This is a genomic window from Streptomyces sp. SAS_272, assembly GCF_052543235.1.
Window position 1 is genome coordinate 1 of sequence record NZ_JBMNDR010000128.1, and the last position, 16,983, is coordinate 16,983.

At 71.4% G+C, this 16,983-nt stretch carries 17 protein-coding genes; 9 read left to right on the top strand and 8 right to left on the bottom strand.

Translation table 11 applies throughout. The features are described 5' to 3' along the window. Window positions 1-385, bottom strand: a 385-nt coding sequence (locus ACN6LD_RS39200; protein WP_445045644.1) for an ATP-binding protein, incomplete at its 3' end; no start/stop codon positions are given. A gap of 310 nt (window positions 386-695) precedes the next feature. Between ACN6LD_RS39200 and ACN6LD_RS39205 the strand changes: the two genes are divergently transcribed. From ACN6LD_RS39205 to ACN6LD_RS39220, 4 genes are all read left to right on the top strand, one after another. Next, window positions 696-1,571: a helix-turn-helix domain-containing protein gene (locus ACN6LD_RS39205; RefSeq protein WP_319191552.1), complete on the top strand. Its 876-nt coding sequence runs from the start codon at window positions 696-698 to the stop codon at window positions 1,569-1,571. Then, window positions 1,568-1,840: a DUF397 domain-containing protein gene (locus ACN6LD_RS39210; RefSeq protein WP_319191550.1), complete on the top strand. Its 273-nt coding sequence runs from the start codon at window positions 1,568-1,570 to the stop codon at window positions 1,838-1,840. The genes ACN6LD_RS39205 and ACN6LD_RS39210 overlap by 4 nt, the downstream gene beginning before the upstream one ends. Window positions 1,841-1,923: 83 nt before the next feature. Continuing rightward, entirely contained in the window at window positions 1,924-2,730 is an 807-nt protein-coding gene (locus ACN6LD_RS39215) for an SAM-dependent methyltransferase (protein WP_319191548.1), read from the top strand. 54 nt (window positions 2,731-2,784) lie between these two features. Then, window positions 2,785-3,870, top strand: coding sequence for a phosphotransferase enzyme family protein (locus ACN6LD_RS39220; RefSeq protein WP_319191547.1), 1,086 nt, complete (start codon window positions 2,785-2,787; stop codon window positions 3,868-3,870). A 33-nt stretch (window positions 3,871-3,903) separates the two neighbouring features. On the opposite strand, the gene ACN6LD_RS39225 is transcribed toward ACN6LD_RS39220, so the two are convergent. Beyond that, a complete protein-coding gene (locus ACN6LD_RS39225) occupies window positions 3,904-4,449 on the bottom strand; it encodes an AAA family ATPase (protein ID WP_319191545.1) in 546 nt (181 codons plus the stop codon). 241 nt (window positions 4,450-4,690) lie between these two features. Here ACN6LD_RS39225 and ACN6LD_RS39230 point away from each other — a divergent pair, with 241 nt between their 5' ends. Then, window positions 4,691-5,506, top strand: coding sequence for an SAM-dependent methyltransferase (locus ACN6LD_RS39230; protein WP_319191543.1), 816 nt, complete (start codon window positions 4,691-4,693; stop codon window positions 5,504-5,506). Between the two features lie 137 nt (window positions 5,507-5,643). Here the strand turns inward: ACN6LD_RS39230 and ACN6LD_RS39235 are convergent, their stop codons facing one another. The 5 genes from ACN6LD_RS39235 to ACN6LD_RS39255 form a co-directional block, all read right to left on the bottom strand. After that, complete coding sequence (locus tag ACN6LD_RS39235; protein WP_319191541.1) at window positions 5,644-7,098, bottom strand: WGR domain-containing protein; 1,455 nt, start codon at window positions 7,096-7,098, stop codon at window positions 5,644-5,646. 129 nt (window positions 7,099-7,227) lie between these two features. Continuing rightward, entirely contained in the window at window positions 7,228-8,208 is a 981-nt protein-coding gene (locus tag ACN6LD_RS39240; protein WP_445045646.1) for an MASE1 domain-containing protein, read from the bottom strand. Between the two features lie 89 nt (window positions 8,209-8,297). Next, window positions 8,298-9,146, bottom strand: coding sequence for a PP2C family protein-serine/threonine phosphatase (locus ACN6LD_RS39245; protein ID WP_319191539.1), 849 nt, complete (start codon window positions 9,144-9,146; stop codon window positions 8,298-8,300). 269 nt (window positions 9,147-9,415) lie between these two features. Beyond that, window positions 9,416-11,056: a phosphoglucomutase (alpha-D-glucose-1,6-bisphosphate-dependent) gene (gene pgm, locus ACN6LD_RS39250; protein WP_319190869.1), complete on the bottom strand. Its 1,641-nt coding sequence runs from the start codon at window positions 11,054-11,056 to the stop codon at window positions 9,416-9,418. A 109-nt stretch (window positions 11,057-11,165) separates the two neighbouring features. Then, window positions 11,166-11,342 (bottom strand): hypothetical protein, encoded by a 177-nt coding sequence (locus tag ACN6LD_RS39255; RefSeq protein WP_319190871.1) that lies wholly within the window; start codon window positions 11,340-11,342, stop codon window positions 11,166-11,168. 188 nt (window positions 11,343-11,530) lie between these two features. On the opposite strand from ACN6LD_RS39255, the gene ACN6LD_RS39260 reads away from it, so the two are divergent. After that, complete coding sequence (locus ACN6LD_RS39260) at window positions 11,531-12,184, top strand: lysophospholipid acyltransferase family protein (protein WP_319190873.1); 654 nt, start codon at window positions 11,531-11,533, stop codon at window positions 12,182-12,184. A 157-nt stretch (window positions 12,185-12,341) separates the two neighbouring features. On the opposite strand, the gene ACN6LD_RS39265 is transcribed toward ACN6LD_RS39260, so the two are convergent. Then, window positions 12,342-13,388 (bottom strand): LacI family DNA-binding transcriptional regulator, encoded by a 1,047-nt coding sequence (locus tag ACN6LD_RS39265; protein WP_319190875.1) that lies wholly within the window; start codon window positions 13,386-13,388, stop codon window positions 12,342-12,344. 238 nt (window positions 13,389-13,626) lie between these two features. Between ACN6LD_RS39265 and ACN6LD_RS39270 the strand changes: the two genes are divergently transcribed. The 3 genes from ACN6LD_RS39270 (at window position 13,627) to ACN6LD_RS39280 (ending at window position 16,907) form a co-directional block, all read left to right on the top strand. After that, window positions 13,627-14,553, top strand: a complete 927-nt coding sequence (locus ACN6LD_RS39270; RefSeq protein ID WP_445045645.1) for a carbohydrate ABC transporter permease — start codon at window positions 13,627-13,629, stop codon at window positions 14,551-14,553. A 4-nt stretch (window positions 14,554-14,557) separates the two neighbouring features. Next, window positions 14,558-15,481 carry a carbohydrate ABC transporter permease gene (locus ACN6LD_RS39275; protein ID WP_319190879.1) on the top strand — a complete coding sequence of 308 codons (924 nt, stop codon included), beginning with the start codon at window positions 14,558-14,560 and terminating at the stop codon, window positions 15,479-15,481. Between the two features lie 88 nt (window positions 15,482-15,569). After that, on the top strand, window positions 15,570-16,907 hold the full coding sequence (locus ACN6LD_RS39280) for an ABC transporter substrate-binding protein (protein WP_306946149.1): 1,338 nt from the start codon (window positions 15,570-15,572) through the stop codon (window positions 16,905-16,907). Window positions 16,908-16,983: the final 76 nt, after the last annotated feature.

Genomic DNA, 16,983 nt, shown 5'->3' on the forward strand with positions numbered 1-16,983 from the left:
CCACGCCCCAGGACTGGGACAGCTGCTCCACGAGGAGCAGGCCACGGCCGCCCTCGTCGTCGGGGCCGGGTTCGCAGCGCGGCAGGCCGCGGCCCGTGCGGTCGTGGTCGTGCACCTCCAGGCGCAGGCACCCCTCGGTGACGAGGCCGACACCGCACAGGAACCGGCTGCCCAGGGTGTGCCGTACGGCGTTGGTGGCCAGTTCCGAGACGAGCAGGACGGCGTCCGCGCACAGCTCGCCCGGCAGCCGCCACGCGGTCAGCCACATGGTCATGGAGCGGCGGGCGATGGACACGCTGGAGCGGTGCGCGGGGAGTTCGAGCCAGTGCGTCCGGTCCGGGCTCCAGGTGTCTAAGAACTGGGGGGAGGTCGCGTGGGGGGACACGGTGGTCGCCTTCCGTGGGGGGCGGGAGCAGCCAGAGGCCGGGGAAGGTGAGCAAAGGGCCCAGGAGGAGGGGACGTTCCGGACGGGCCCTGCGCCGGTGAACTGCCGAACGGTCCAACTCACGTGAGGGTGACGGAGCTTGGCGTAAGGACGCTCGAGTTCGGCGGCGCGGTTCACACAAGTAACTATGCTCGCAACGTAGTTCAAGCTGCAACCGAATGCCTGATAATTTCAGCAAGCCGATATCCGGCTGGCCGCTTCAGTATGCCGCTGCCAGACTCGTGGCGGTGTCTCTCCCCAGGAGGTAGGCGTGAGCGAAGGCCGTTCGGGCGCGGGCAGCCCCAGTGCGCCCACCGTGCTGCGCATGATCCTCGGCCGGCGACTGCAGGAGCGGCGCCTGAACGCGGGCGTCTCCCTGGAGGACGCGGCCCGGGCACTGCGGGTCAAGCCGCTGACCGTACGACGCCTGGAGAAGGCGGAGGTCGGACTGCGGCCCCTCTACGTGGAGATCCTGCTGGAGACGTACGGGGCCGGCCGGCAGGAGATCGATGAGTTCATCGGTCTCGCCGAGCGGGCCAACGAGCCGGGCTGGTGGCACCCGTACCGCGATGTGCTGCCGAGCTGGTTCAGCGCCTACGTCAGCCTGGAGACCGCGGCCCGGACCCTGCGCACCTACGAGCCCCACTACGTCACCGGGTTGCTGCAGACCGCGCGTTACGCGCGCGCGGTCCTGAGCGGCGGCTTCCCGAACGACCGGGACGACGACCTGCGGCGCCGCGTCGACCTGCGGCTGCGCCGCCAGAGCCTGTTGGAGAGATCCGACGCGCCCACGCTGTGGGTGGTGCTGGAGGAGGCCGTGCTGCACCGGGTGGTGGGCGACGCCGAGGTGATGCGCGAGCAGATCGACCGGCTGCTGGAGGTGTCGGAACAGGAGCATGTCAGCGTGGACGTCGTGCCGTTCACCGCCGGCGCCCACGTCGGCGCGTGCGCCCCGTTCACCTACTTCCGGTTCGAGGAGCCGGAGCTGCCCGACATCGTCTACACCGAGATCCTCTCCGGCGCCGTCTATCTGGACCAGCGCTCCGATGTCGCGGCCCATCTGGAGGCGCACAACCGCATGTCCCTGCTGACCTCGGACAACGACAGCAGGGCACTGCTGAACCGGATGCGCAAGGAGTACTCATGACCGGCGCCCAGGGCATCGAGGGCCGTGCCCACCACCACGTCTACAACGGGATGCCCGCAGCCGACCTCGGCGAAAACGGCTGGGAGTCGCCGTGGAGCGGCCCCAACGGCGGCCAGTGCGTGCAGACGAAGCAACTGGCCGACGGGCGTGTGGCGATGAGGCAGTCGACCGACCCCGGCGGCCCCGCGCTGATCTACACCCCCGAGGAGATCGCCGCGTTCGTCGCGGGCGTCAAACGGGGTCTCGCCGACCATCTCGCGGCCGGCTGAGACCCGGGCACGGACCCCGAAAGGCGTCCGCCCACCGGCGTGATCCGCCGGACACCCCCCACGCACATCACGAAAGGCACAGGATGACCACCTCGAACGCCGCACGGGACATCGACACCAGCAGGCCGCACTCCGCCCGGATGTACGACTACTACCTCGGCGGCAAGGACCACTTCGACGTGGACGAGCAGGCCGCGGAGACGGTGGCGTCGGTCTACCCGGGCATCTTCGTGTGCGCCCGGGAGAACCGCGCGTTCATGCACCGGGCGACCCGGGTCCTCGCGCGCGAGCACGGCATCCGCCAGTGGCTGGACATCGGCACCGGCATTCCCACCGAACCCAACCTGCACCAGGTCGCCCAGTCCGTGGTCCCCGACGCACGCGTGGTCTACGCCGACAACGACCCGCTCGTCCTGAAGTACGCGGAGCGGCTGATGCGCAGCACGCCCCAGGGCCGTACGGCCTATGTCCACGGTGACGTGAACGACCCCGGCGCGCTGCTCGACGCGCCCGCCCTGGCCGAGGTGCTCGACCTGAGCCGGCCGGTGGCCCTGTCCCTCAACGCGCTCATGCACTTCGTCACCGACGCGCAGGACCCGTACGGCATCGTGGGCCGGCTGCTGGACGCCCTGCCCTCGGGCAGCGCGCTGGCCCTCAGCCACTGCACGCCCGACTTCGATCCGGTCACCTGGCAGAAGGTCACCGACATCTACACGGGCGCGGGCACGCCGGTGCGGTTCCGCTCGCAGCAGGACGTCACCCGCTTCTTCGACGGGCTCGACCTCCTCGACCCCGGCGTCACGGTCGGCCACCGCTGGCGTCCGGACGGCGCCGTCGAGGCCACGGACGCCACCGTCAGCCTGTGGACGGGCGTCGGCATCAAGCCTTGACCGGTCCGCCGCATCGGCTCGCCGACACACCATCCGTTCGAGGAGGAGTTGCACATGCACGGCACGGGCGCCCTGGGTCACGTCGTCGCGGACGCCTACGCGCTGGGCGACGGCGACTGGGCCATGGAACCTGTCGCCCGTGGGGCGCTCGGACAGATCTGGAAGCTGACGCGGAAGCACGCGCCGAACGGCGCGTCGGGCAGCCCCGCGGTCCGTCCGGCGGACGGTCCCGCGGACGGCGGCCTGTCGGACGGGCCGGCGTGGGCGGTGAAGGAGTTGCTCTTCGACGGTGACGAAGAGCAGGTTCTGCGGGAGTCCGAGCTGCGCGATGCCGCGGAGCGGCTGGGCATCGCCTCTCCGCGGCTCTTCTCGGACCGTGCCGGCGCCTGCCTCACACGGCTGGGCGGCTCACCCGACGGGCCCTGGGTGAAGCTGTACGAGTGGGTCGACGGAGTCCGGGCGGACGCGTCCGATCCGGAGGTCCTCAGCTGGTGCGGCCGGACGCTCGCCGCCCTGCACCGGGCCGGGGCGGAGGCGAGCGGGACGCCCGATCCCTGGTACGAGCGGTGCCCCTCGCCCGCCGAGTGGGCGGAGCTGCACTCCCAGGTGCGGCGGGCCGGCGTGCCGTGGTCCGACGCCCTGGGCCGGTTCGTCGCCTCGGATGCCGGGGAGCTCGCCCGCCACGTCACCGCGTCCGTCACCGAGGGCGTCCCGGCCGACGGCGAGGAGGTGGTGATGTCGCACCTCGACGTGAAGCCCCAGAACGTGCTGGTGGGGACGCGCGGGCCGGTTCTCCTCGACTGGGACAACGCCGGGCCGACGTCGGCGGGGCGCGAACTCGCGCAGGCCGTGTTCGTGTGGTCCGGCGGGAACGACTTCCACGCCGGGTCCGCCCGGCGGCTGGTGCGCGCGTACCGGGAAGCCGGGGGCCGCCCCGTGCTCAGGGGCCTGGGCTCGTTCTCCATGCTCTTCGCCACGGCCCTGAACTACGTCCGCGTGCAGGCCGAGTGCGCGATCGACCCGACGGTGACGCCGGCGCAACGGGAGTTCGCGAGCGGTCAGGTCGTCGCCTCGCTGCGGGATCTGCCGGATCCGGCAGCCGTCGCACGGCTGGCGCAGTGTCTGGAGTCCGCGGGGTGACGGCAGCCGGCCGGGCAGGGGGTGGGACGCCGGTCAGCGGTCCGTCGGCGGCAGTCGGTCCAGGCCCGTGTCGCGCAGAATGCGCTCGACGGTTTCGCCGAGGGCGCTGTCCGCGCCGATGACTGTCTCGGCCCCGCCCGGCAGCAGATCCAGGGGACGGTACCAGTCGCGCAGGTCCGCCTCGCCCACTTCGTGCGCGATCGGCTTGAGGGCATGGCGCCGGAGGGTCTCGGCGAACGGCACGTCGAGGTAGTAGGCGTGGGTGGGGCCGCGGTGGTCGGCGCGCAGCCGGGCGAGCATGGCGCCGTAGTGGTCGGCGTACATGAGGCCCTCGAGGACGACGTGGTAGCCGGCGTCCAGGGCGTAGCGGGCGACGGCGTCGATCAGCCCGATGTTCGCGGCCCCGGGCCGGTCGCGCTCGCGCAGCACGACCCGGCGGAGGTTGTCCTGCCCCACGAGGGCCAGACCGCGGCCGAACCGGTCGCGCAGGGCCGCCGCGACCGACGACTTGCCCGAGGCGCTGTTGCCGCGCAGCACGACCAGCCGGGTCTCACGGGTGCCTGCCTTCACGGCGGCCACGGTACCGGTAGCGGTCCCGAGCCCCCGACGGTCGGGGCGCCGGCCCGTGGGCCGTGCGCCGGCCCGGTCGCCGGACCGCGCGACGACGACGCAGGGGAGCACTTTTCCGCCACACCGGGCAATTGTGCCGATAGGCCGCTGGAGCCGAACGAAAATGTTAACTGGTGTCCGTAACATGGCCGTTGGGACGTAAGTTGTGGCTCGACCTGCTCACGCCACGGCTGAAAGACGGACGCACCTCATGACCGACCATGTATCCACGCCCGGACCGGCGGCCCCTCAGAAGATCGACACGACGGTGCCGCACTCGGCCCGCATCTGGAACTACTGGCTGGGCGGGAAGGACAACTACCCCGTCGACGAGCAGGCCGGCGACGCTTACACCGCCGTGTTCCCCGGCATCGTCACCATCGCCCGCAGCAGCCGCGCCTTCCTGCGCCGCAACATCACCTTCCTCGTCACCGAGGCCGGCATACGCCAGTTCCTCGACGTGGGGACCGGCCTGCCGACCGCCGAGAACACCCACGAGGTCGCCCAGGGCCTGGCCCCCGAGACGCGGATCGTCTACGTCGACAACGACCCGCTGGTCCTCGCCCACGCCCGCGCCCTGCTCACCTCCACCCCGCAGGGCGCGACCGCGTACGTCGACGCCAACGTGCTGGACCCCGAGCGCATCCTGGCGGCGGCCGCCGAGACGCTGGACTTCACCCGCCCCACGGCGCTCATCCTCAGCAACATCCTGGGCCATGTCGCCGACTACGACGAGGCCCGCTCCGTCGTCACCCGGCTGATGGCCGCCCTGCCCTCCGGGAGCTACCTGTCCGTCAACGACGGCTCGCGGGGCGTGGACCCGGTCTTCGAGCAGGCCCAGGACGCGTACAACGAGAGCGGCGCGGTCCCGTACAACCTGCGCACGGTCGACGAGATCACCGCGTACTTCGACGGCCTGGAGCTGCTGGAGCCCGGAGTCGTCTCGGTCCCGCTGTGGCGCCCGGAGGCCGCCTCCCCGGCCCCGGCCGTGATCGGCGAGCACGGCGGCCTCGCCCGCAAGCCGTAGCGGACGGCCGGACCGCCGGGCGGAGCGGGCCGGGCGAACGGACCTCGCCTCCGCCGCGACAGCCCGTCAGGGCATCGCGGCGGGGGCGACGGGCCGTCACCCGGCCGGAGCGCGTCGCGGACGTGCCCCGGGGCCGCTCACAGCAGTCGTCGGATGTCGCCGCGGACCCGGTAGAAGCCACCGGCCGCCGAATGCAGGGCGTCCACCACGTACCGCGCCCCGGGCTCGCGTATCTCACGCGGGAACTGCACGTTCCACGACGTGTCATAGCCCTCGGAGACCACGTGCACCCGGACGCGGCCGCCCTCCCGGACGCACTCGACGACGACGGCGCCGACGGGCGCCTGGGCGACCGTCGCCACCGCGCTCACGGCGGTGGCCGGCGCGTAGGTCGGCAGGGCCGCGGCGAGCTTCACGTCCCGGGCCACCGGCACGGTGCCCTGCTGCGCCGCGGAGACGGCCGTCTCGCTCGCGTCCACGCAGACCAGCGAGCCGTCCGTGGTCACCAGGTACAGCCGTTCGTCGTGGTATTGCATCGACAGGGCCGAGCCGCCGCCGGTGCCGAGCTTCCACAGGCGCGTGCCGTCCCGGTCGAAGCAGTAGACGGACGACGACGCGTCACCCGCGAACACGAACCGGCCGCCGGGCGAGGTGGCGCACGAGTACACCGCGCTGTCACAGCCGTACGTGGCCTCGATCGCGCCGGTCGCCTTCGACAGCCGCTGGACCACCCGGTGCGCGGTGCCCGCGTACACGGCGTCGTCCTCCTGCCAGCCGAAGAGGACGCCGCCGCGGGTGGGCGTGTGCCAGAGCTCGCCGCCGCCGTCGGGCGCGTAGGCGGTGACGCCCCGGTGGTGGCCGTGGTAGACGCCGCGGTCGTCGGCGCGGACCATCCAGGCGTGCTCGCCCTGGCTGCGGCGGGCCCACTGGTGCTCGTCCTCGTGGTCGATGACGGTGAGCCGGCCGCCCCGGTCCGAGACGTTCAGCACGCCCTCGTGGATGTCCAGCCAGAAGATGTCGACGTCGGCCGTGATGTCGTAGGCCGCGAACGGCAGCTTGGACGACAGGTCGTACACCTTGCCGTCGTCGCAGCCGGCGTAGATCCAGAAGTCGTCGGCGACCAGGCACTTCACGCCGTCAGGCAGGTTGAACCGGGCGAGGACGCCGCCTTCGTGGTCCAGGGTGTAGACGTCGCCCGCCTGGTTGCCGACCCAGCAGTGGTCGTCGTCGACATGGATGCCGAAGGCGGAGGAGCCGGTGCGGAACCGCCACAGCACCGGAGCGACCGCACGCGCCGTGGACGGCGCCGACGCGACCTGACGGCGCGTGACCGCGCGGGGGGCGCGCTGCCCGGCGACGGCCGGGGCATAGCCCTTGCGGACCTTCTCCCCGACCTTCTTCGCGGCGGCGGCGCGCGCCTTGTCGGCGGTGGGGAACGCGGTCGTCTGCACCTGGCCCGTGGCGCCGATCCGCCCGTACCGCACCGTCACCACCGTGCCGTCGACGGTGACTTCGTAGAACTTGTGCGCGCTCCCGTCGTCCTGCGACAACTCCAGATACGTCGTGGACAGCGTGCTGGACCCGGCAGACATGACACACCCCTCCCCAGGCGGGCCCGCGGCCGTTCCGGCGAGTCCCACTGATCGAACCGTAGGCGCAGGCACTGACATCGAGGCGCCGCGCGGGCCCCGGTGACGGCCCGGGCGCGCCGGGCGGCGCCGTCAGTCCTCGGCGTCCTTCCCCGGGCGGCCGGGCGGGGCCTCGCCCGCGGTGAGGTGTTCCAGGACCTCGACCAGTTCCTGACAGGCGCGTTCCACGGAGCGGCGGGTGTTGCGCTGCTCGGTGATCACCGCGGACAGGAGCAGGGCGGTCAGGGCCATCGTCCCGTTGAAGGCCTGGAGTTTGATCATCACCTCGATCCGGGTCAGACCCTCGAAGGGCCCGACGGCGTCCGTCGCGGCGACCGTGGCCAGCACCGAGGTGAACAGGGCGCACAGCATGCTGCCGGCGAGCTGGAAGCGCAGCGCCGCCCAGATCAGCAGCGGGTAGACCAGGAACAGGAGGCTGACGGAACTCCGCGTGGCGAGCGGGACCAGGACGCAGGCGCTGAGGGCCAGTCCCGTGGCCTCCTTCCAGCGCGACAGGTCCAGGGGCAGGCGCATCGAGAACAGCATCAGCAGCACCGGGGTGACGAGCAGCACGCCCATCGCGTCGCCGACCCACCAGGCGAGCCAGACCGGCCAGAAGCTGTGCGCGCCGAGACGGTCGGTGAGCAGCAGCAGACCGACTCCCACGGTCGCGCTCACCAGCATCGCGGTGAGCGCGCCCAGGAACACCAGTGCGAGGCCGTCGCGCAGCCGGGCCAGGTCGTTGCGGAAGCCCACCCTGCGCAGCAGGAGGTAAGCGCACACCGGGGCGGCGGTGTTGCCCACCAGATTGCCGATCACCACGGGACGCAGCGAGGTCAGGGACATGATGACGAACAGAGCCCCGAGGGCGATGCCCGGCGCGCAGCGCAGCCCGAAGAGCAGCAGGCAGGCCACCGCGACGCCGGTGGGCGGCCAGATGGGGGTGAACACCGCGCCCTCGACGACGAGCTCCCGCATGAGGCCCAGCCGGCCCGCCGCGTAGTAGCAGAGGGCGACGGCCAGCGTCAGCGCGACGAAGCCGGCCGCCCGGCGCAGATCCTCGGTACCCACCACGCTGCCATCAGACACCGGCTGGGCGTCCTCTGCGAGGCGGGAGGCCCCCGTGTCCGGCCTTGAAGGACGGCGCCTCCCGCGACCGCCCCCTACAGCGGTACGCGGGGCACTTCCGGCGCCACCAGCCCGTCGTGTCCCACCACCAGCACCGCCGCGTCGTCCTCGTGCCCGACCCGCTCGGCGCCCTTGATCACCGCGGCGGCGAGCGAGCCCGCCTCCATGCCCGCGACGGCGGCTATGCCCGCGAGCCGTACGACCTGGTCGAGCCCCTCCTCGACGCTCAGCGTCGGCCCTTCGACGACACCGTCCGTGAGCAGGACGAACATCCCGCCCTTGGTGAGCCGGTAGCGGGTGACGGGATAGTCCGAGCCCTCCTGGACCCCCAGCGGCGGTCCGCCCTCGTCCTCGGCGACGCCGGACTTGCCGTCCGCGGTGGCCCACACACAAGGGATGTGGCCCGCCCGGGCGCTCTCGAGGACTCCGGTGGCGGGATCGAGCCGCATGAACGTGCAGGTCGCGAAGAGATCGCTGCCGAGCGAGAGGAGCAGGTCGTTGGTCCGGGCGAGCAGCTCGCCCGGCTCGCCGGTCACGGAGGCGAGGGCGCGCAGTCCGGCCCGGACCTGGCCCATGAAGGCGGTCGCCTCAATGTTGTGGCCCTGGACGTCACCGATGGACAGGCCCACCCGCCCGTCCGGCATGGCGAAGGCGTCGTACCAGTCGCCGCCCACGTTGAGGCCGTGGCAGGCGGGCGCGTACTGCACGGCCAGCCGGAAGCCGGGACCGGTGGGCAGGTCGCGGGGCAGCATGCCGCGCTGCAGGGCGAGGGCCAGCTCGACGCGGGAGCGCTGCTGCTCCGCGCGCTCACGCGCCTGGGCGGTCAGCGAACCGAGTCTGGCCAGCAGCTCGTCGCCGTCGTCCGTGGTGCGCTTGCGGGACATGATCACTCCGGCGGGGACGGCAGCTCGTCGGGGAGGACGACCCTTTCGGGCAAACCCTCACATTTTACCTTTAGAGGATGATAGCGGTCGCGAGGTGAGGCCCGACAGGCCGACCGGGCCGGAGCGCGCCCGCCGACCCCGGCGCGGCCCACGCCCCCCGCGGAACACGGGAGGGCGTGGGAGCACCGGCGGGCCCGCCGGACGGCGCCGCCCCAAGGTCCCCGTCCCCGCGTCCCCGTGTTCCCGCGTCCCCGTGGTCCTGCGGGTGCTCAGCCGCCGAGCGCCGCGTCGACCACGTCCTTGGCCTCGTCCTGGACCCGGCGCAGGTGGTCGGGGCCGAGGAACGACTCGGCGTAGATCTTGTAGACGTCCTCGGTGCCCGACGGGCGGGCCGCGAACCAGGCGTTCTCGGTGGTCACCTTGATGCCGCCGATGGACGCGCCGTTGCCGGGCGCCTCGGTGAGCACGGCGGTGACGGCCTCGCCGGCCAGGGTGTCGGCGGTGACCTGCGCGGGCGAGAGCCTGCCCAGGAGTGCCTTCTCCTCCCGGGTGGCCGGTGCGTCGATGCGCGCGTAGGCGGGAGCGCCGAAGCGGTCGGTGAGCGCGGTGTAGTGCTCGGACGGGGTCTTCCCGGTGACCGCCGTGATCTCGGAGGCCAGCAGCGCCAGGATGACGCCGTCCTTGTCGGTCGTCCAGACGGAGCCGTCGCGGCGCAGGAAGGACGCGCCCGCGGACTCCTCGCCGCCGAAGCCGAGCGAGCCGTCCACCAGGCCGTCCACGAACCACTTGAAGCCGACGGGCACCTCGACCAGCCGGCGCCCGAGGTCACCGGCGACGCGGTCGATCATGGAGGACGACACCAGCGTCTTGCCGACGCCCGCGCCCGCGGGCCACTGCTCGCGGTGCGCGTAGAGGTAGGCGATGGCCGCGGCCAGGTAGTGGTTGGGGTTCATCAGGCCCGCGTCGGGAGTGACGATGCCGTGCCGGTCGGCGTCGGCGTCGTTGCCCGTGGCGATGTCGAACCGGTCGCGCCGGCCGATGAGGGAGGCCATGGCGTACGGCGACGAGCAGTCCATGCGGATCTTGCCGTCCCAGTCCAGCGTCATGAATCGCCAGGTGGGGTCGGTCAGCGGATTGACCACCGTCAGGTCGAGGCGGTGCTGCTCGGCGATCCTGCCCCAGTAGGCGACCGAGGCCCCGCCCAGGGGGTCGGCGCCGATGCGCACGCCGGCGGCGCGGATCGCGTCCAGGTCGAGGACTTCGGGAAGGTCGGCGACGTACACGCCGAGGAAGTCGTACCGCTCCGTCGTGGGTGCGGCGAGGGCCCGGGCGTAGGGGACGCGCCGGACGTCCTTCAGACCGGACGCGATGATCTCGTTGGCCCGGTCCTGGATCCAGGAGGTGGCGTCGGAGCCCGCCGGCCCGCCGCTCGGCGGGTTGTACTTGAAGCCGCCGTCGGCGGGCGGATTGTGCGAGGGGGTGACCACCACGCCGTCGGCGAGGGCGGCGGTGCGCCCGCGGTTGTGGGTCAGGATCGCGTGCGACACGGCGGGCGTGGGCGTGTAGCCGTCGGCGCTGTCGATGAGCACCGTGACGCCGTTGGCCGCGAACACCTCGAGGGCGGTGACCCGGGCCGGCTCGGACAGGGCGTGGCTGTCGGCGCCGAGGAAGAGGGGACCGTCGGTGCCCTGCGCTGCCCGGTACTCGCAGATGGCCTGGCTGGTGGCCGCGATGTGGTCCTCGTTGAAGGCGGTGTTGAGTGACGATCCGCGGTGCCCCGAGGTGCCGAACGCCACGCGCTGCGCCGGGTCGGCCGGGTCGGGGTGCAGCGCGTAGTACGCGGTGACCAGCCGGGCGACGTCGACGAGATCCTCGGGGTCCGCCGTCCGGCCCGCTCGCTCGTGCTGCATGTGCCCGCTCCTCCACGTCGGTCGACCATTGCCGTGCGGTCCCATCTTCCCTCGTGGGAGCGGCCGTCCGCGAGTACGGGCCGGTTTTCCGCGGCCGGCGGGCGCGCGCTCAGCGTCGACGGCCGCGCACCGACCAGCCGCTGCCGACGCCCGCGACGTGGAGGGCGAGCGCGGTCAGGCCGAGGAGCATCAGGTTGGTGGAGGTGAAGGTGTCGTTGGTGGAGATGTCCGCCGCGTTGATCAGGAAGGCGATGAAGAACAGCACTGCCGAGACGATGGCGACCACGGGGTCCGTCCTTTCGGGTGGGGGCTCCTTCGGGGGAGCCGCTGTTCTGCGCATGCCCCCGACGGGGCTCCGAACACCGGTGGTTCCGGGAGGTGTTCGGCGCGGCGATCTGAGTAGCGGTACTCAGGCGTGGCCGGTCGTGACCCACGACACTGAGGCTCCGACCGCCCTTACGGAGAGGCACTCTCGTGTTCAGCCGAGCTGTCATCGCCCTGACGCCGCTCTTCGGGCGGCTCACCGTCACCAGTGAGATCAAGCTGCGTCTGCCCGCGGGCACCATTTTCGTGGCCAACCACGACTCCATGGCCGACCCCGCGGTCGTCATGACCGCCCTGCGGCGGTTCGAGCTGGACCCGGTGGTCATGGCGACCGCGGGACTGTGGCGCATACCGCTGCTCGGCCGGGCGCTGACCCGGGAGGGACACATCCCGGTCCACCGCCGCACGACGCACGCGGCGCTGGCCCTCGACGCCGCCGCCGAGGCGCTGGCCGGCGGGCGGCACGTGCTCCTGTACGGCGAGGGCGGGCTGCCGCGCCGCAGGGACGCCGCGGCGACCGCGCCCGAACCGTTCCGCACCGGGCTGGCCCGTCTGGCGCAGACGACCGGCGCCCTGGTCGTGCCGGTGGGCCATGCGGGCGCCCGGCGCATCGCCTCGGGCTCGGCCGCGAAGCAGCTGGCGGGCACGTTGACGGCGCCGGTCCGGCGCCCGCACTGCCACGTTCACCTGGGCGCGCCGCTGCGGCTGCCCGCGGAGACCGAGCGCGGGACGACGGCCGCCCGGCTCGCCGTCACCACGGCGTGGCGTACCGCGGCCCGGGCCGTGGGCGAGCACCCGAGGTGACCGGACGCTCCCGGAGACGGAGCCGCCCCGAGTCGGCCTGCGGTCCGCGATGTCGCCCAGCAGCCATGCTCGGCGCGACCGGCCCCGGACGGGGCACGGCGAGGGCGGACGCACCTCGCCGTGGTGTCCTCACGGGGCGGCGCGGGCGTGTCCGGCGTCAGTGCGCCCCGGGCGGCGGGGCCGTGCTCTGCCGATGCACGAGCCGCGTCGGCACCAGCGTGGTCCCGTGCTCGGCGCCGTCCGGGCGCATCTTGCGCAGCACGGCCTGGACGCAGAGCCGGCCCACCTCGGCGAAGTCCTGGTGCAGGGTGGTGAGCGGGGGCAGGAAGGAACCCGCCTCGGGGATGTCGTCGAAGCCGATGACGCTGACGTCCTCGGGCACCCGGCGGCCGCCTTCGTGCAGGGCCCGGAGCAGCCCCAGGGCCATCTGGTCGTTGGCCGCGAAGACGGCCGTGCACTCCTCGCGGGCCGCGAGCTCGCGACCGGCCACGTACCCGGATTCCGCCGACCAGTCGCCGCGGACCAGGGGCGGGGCAGGGCGGCCCGCCTCGGTGAGAGCGGCGCGCCAGGCGTCCGCACGACGCTGGGCGGCGAACGAGCCCTCCGGTCCGCCCAGGTGCCAGACGGTGCGGTGGCCGAGGTCGAGGAGGTGCTGGACGGCGGTGCGGGTGCCGCCGGCCTGGTCGGTGTCGACGACCGTGTAGTGGTCACCGGCGTCGGAGTCCACCACGACGACCTGGACGTGCGGCGGGAGTTTGACGGTCGCCGCGTCGAGCAGATGCACCTCCATGATGACGATCACCGCGTCGACGGCCAGCTCCTCCAGCCGGGAGAACGCGCCGCGCACCTCGTCGGAGGTGGGGACGGCCACCGGGAGCAGCGTCACCGCGTAGCCCTCTTCCGCCGCCGAGGTGGCGATCGCCTCCAGAGTGCGTACGTTGCCGGTGGTGGACAGCGTGAACGTGATGACGCCTATCGTGCGGAACTCCCCGCGCTTGAGGGCCCGGGCGGCGCTGTTGGGCCGGTAGCCGAGTTCCTTCATGGCCTCGAGCACCTGCTGCCGGGTCTCCTCGTTCACCCCGGCGTACCCGTTGGAGACCCGGGACACCGTCTGCGAGGACACCCCCGCGAGCCGCGCGACGTCCGCCATGGAGGCCGTGGCCCGCGCCCGCCGTGAGCCCTTCGCCGGTGTTCTTTCGGCCATGTCCACCCCGTGTGTCCGCCTCTCTGTCTGCTCGGCTGTCACAGTCTCCCCGGAGGACTCTTGACCATCGTTATCGGGGCAGTGTAGACATGCCGTCATCAGATGTTTACGTAAACATAACAGCTTGTACAGCCCTCTTGCGTGGCTGATGTTTACGCAAACATCATGGTGGCGGTGGAGCGACCGGAAATCTCCGCGCACCACCACCGGTTCCAGGACTGGACGAGCGAGGAACTACATGACGACGCTGCAACCGCCGGTGGCCGCCGAGCCGCGGCCGGCACCGCCTCCGGCGAAACGGGACCGCCGCTCCTGGACCGGGTGGGGTTTCCTCGGTCCGTTCGTGGCCGTGTTCGCGCTGGTCTTCCTGGCCCCGATCGTGTATTCGATCTACCTCAGCCTCTTCCGCAACCAGCTCATCGGCGGAAACCAGTTCGTCGGCCTGGACAACTACACCCGGGCCCTGCAGGACGACGCCTTCTGGGGCGCCGTCGGCCGGGTAGCGCTCTTCCTGGCCGTCCAGGTGCCGCTCATGCTCGGCATCGCCCTGCTGGTCGCGCTGGCACTGGACAGCGGCCGGCTCTACGGCAAGAGCTTCTTCCGGATCACGATCTTCCTGCCGTACGCCGTGCCCGCCGTGGTGGCCACCCTGATGTGGGGCTTCATGTACGGCACCAAGTACGGCCTGGTGGGCGACATCAACTCCGCGTTCGGTGTCACCCTGCCCGACCTGCTCTCCCCCGGCTGGGTGCTCGCCTCCATCGGCAACATCGTGACCTGGGAGTTCGTCGGGTACAACATGCTGATCTTCTACTCGGCGCTGCGCGTCGTGCCCACCTCGCTCTACGAGGCGGCGGAGATCGACGGCGCCGGCCAGTTGCGGATCATCCGCTCGATCAAGCTGCCCGCGATCCGGGGAGCGATCGTCATCGCCACGATCTTCTCGATCATCGGCAGCTTCCAGCTCTTCAACGAGCCGAGCATCCTGCGTCCGCTGGCACTGAACTCCATCACCACGGACTTCACGCCGAACTTCTACACGTACTCGCTCTCGTTCAACGGCCAGCAGCACAACTACTCGGCGACGGTGGCCATCATCATGGGCGTCATCACGATGGTCGTCGCCTACGCCGTCCAGCTGCGCGGCATGCGCAAGGAAGCGTGACCCGATGAGCACCTCTGTCACCGCCTCCCCCGCGAAGAGCGCCGCGCCCAGGCTGCGGACCCCGCGCAAGAAGCACACCCCCGGCAAGCCGAAGCGCAATGTGCTGCTGACGGTGCTGATGGCCCTGATGGTCCTCTACACCGTGGTCCCGCTGATCTGGCTGATCATCAACTCGACGAAGACCCAGTCCGGCCTGGCCGACTCCAACGGCCTGTGGTTCGCCCACGACTTCGCCCTGTGGGACAACGTCCGGGACACCTTCACCTACCACGACGGCATCTTCGGCCGCTGGCTGCTGAACACCCTGCTGTACGTGGGACTCGGCGCGGGCGGCGCGACCCTGCTCGCCGTGCTCGGCGGGTACGCGCTGGCGAAGTTCCAGTTCCCCGGCAGGCGCGCCGTGTTCGCCGTGGTGATCGGCGCGGTGGCCGTGCCCGGTACGGCGCTTGCGGTGCCCACCTTCCTGATGTTCAGCAAGATGGGGCTGACCGACACCCCCTGGGCGGTCATCATCCCGTCGCTGGTGTCGCCGTTCGGCCTCTATCTGATGTGGGTGTTCGCCGCGGAGGCGATCCCGACCGAGCTGCTGGAGGCGGCCCGGATGGACGGGGCGAGCGAGGTGCGGACCTTCTTCCAGGTCGCGCTGCCGCTGCTGGCCCCCGGGATCGTGACCGTGCTGCTGTTCACCACGGTCGCCACCTGGAACAACTACTTCCTCCCGCTGATCATGCTGAAGGACCCGAACTGGTACCCGCTGACGCTGGGTCTGAGCGCCTGGAGCTCCCAGGCACAGACCATCGGCGGTGACGTGATCTTCAACCTGGTGATCACGGGGTCCCTGCTGACGATCCTTCCGCTGATCGCCGCCTTCCTGTTCCTCCAGAAGTACTGGCAGTCCGGCCTCGCCGCCGGAAGCGTCAAGGAGTGACGTGGAAGGCCCCCCGAGCCCCACATTTAAGCCTTACCAGCACCACCCCCACCCTCACCTGTCCCACCCACGAAGAAGTGGAAGCCCCATGCGCAGAACAACGAGCCGCATCCTGCGCGGCATCGCCCTCGTCTCCACCCTGGCCCTGGGCGTCACCGCCTGCGGCGGCTCGGACGACGACTCCGACACCAAGGCCGTCTCCGCCGGCGACATCCAGGCAGCCCTGGACAAGGGCGGCGACATCACGGTCTGGGCCTGGGAGCCCACCCTGAAGACCGTGGCCGCGGACTTCCAGAAGAAGTACCCGAAGGTCAAGGTCAACCTGGTCAGCGAGCGCTCCGGCGACAAGCACTACACCGCGCTGTCCAACGCGATCTCGGCCGGCAAGGGCGTCCCGGACGTCGCCCAGGTCGAGTACTTCGCGCTCGGCCAGTACTCCCTGACCAAGGGCCTGACCGACCTGGCCCCCTACGGCGCCGACAAGCTCGCCTCGAAGTACACGCCGGGCCCGTGGAACGCGGTCAGCGACGGCGACAAGGTCTACGGCCTGCCGATGGACTCGGGCCCGATGGCGCTGTTCTACAACAAGACGGTCTTCGACAAGTACAAGATCGCCGTCCCCACCACCTGGGACGAGTACCTGGACGCGGCCCGCAAGCTCCACAAGGCCGACCCGAAGGCGTACATCACCAGCGACCTCGGCGACGCGGGCCTCACCACCTCCCTGCTGTGGCAGGCCGGTTCGCGCCCGTACAAGGTCGACGGCACCAAGCTCGGCGTCAACTTCGACGACGCCGGCGCCAAGAAGTACGAGACGGTCTGGCAGCAGCTGATCAGCGAGAAGCTGCTCGCCCCGGTCAACGGCTGGACCGACGACTGGTACAAGGGCCTGGGCGACGGCACCATCGCCACCCTGGCCACCGGCGCCTGGATGCCCGCCAACTTCGCCACCGGCGTCCCGAACGCCAAGGGCCAGTGGCGCGCGGCGCCGATGCCGGCCTGGACCAAGGGCGACAAGGCGAGCGCGGAGAACGGCGGCAGCTCGCTGGCCGTCCCGACGCTGGCCAAGAACAAGGAACTCGCCTACGCCTTCACCGAGTACGCCAACTCCGGCGCCGGTGTCGCCACCCGCATCAGCGAGGGCGCCTTCCCCGCCACCAAGGCCGAGCTCGAGTCGCCGGCGTTCCAGAGCAAGAAGTTCGACTACTTCGACGGCCAGGAGGCGAACAAGATCTTCGCCGACTCCGCCGCGAACGTGGCGAGCGACTGGTCGTACCTTCCGTTCCAGCCGTACGCCAACTCGATCTTCAACGACACGGTCGGCAAGGCGTACGTCTCCGGCACCAAGCTGGCCGACGGTCTGAAGGCCTGGCAGGACGCCTCGGTCAAGTACGGCGAGGAGCAGGGCTTCACCATCCAGAAGTAGTCGAGAAGCAGTCGACCGCGAAGCGGTCGGCACAGCACCAGCACAGCAGTAAACGCCGGGCGGCGCGGCACCCGTG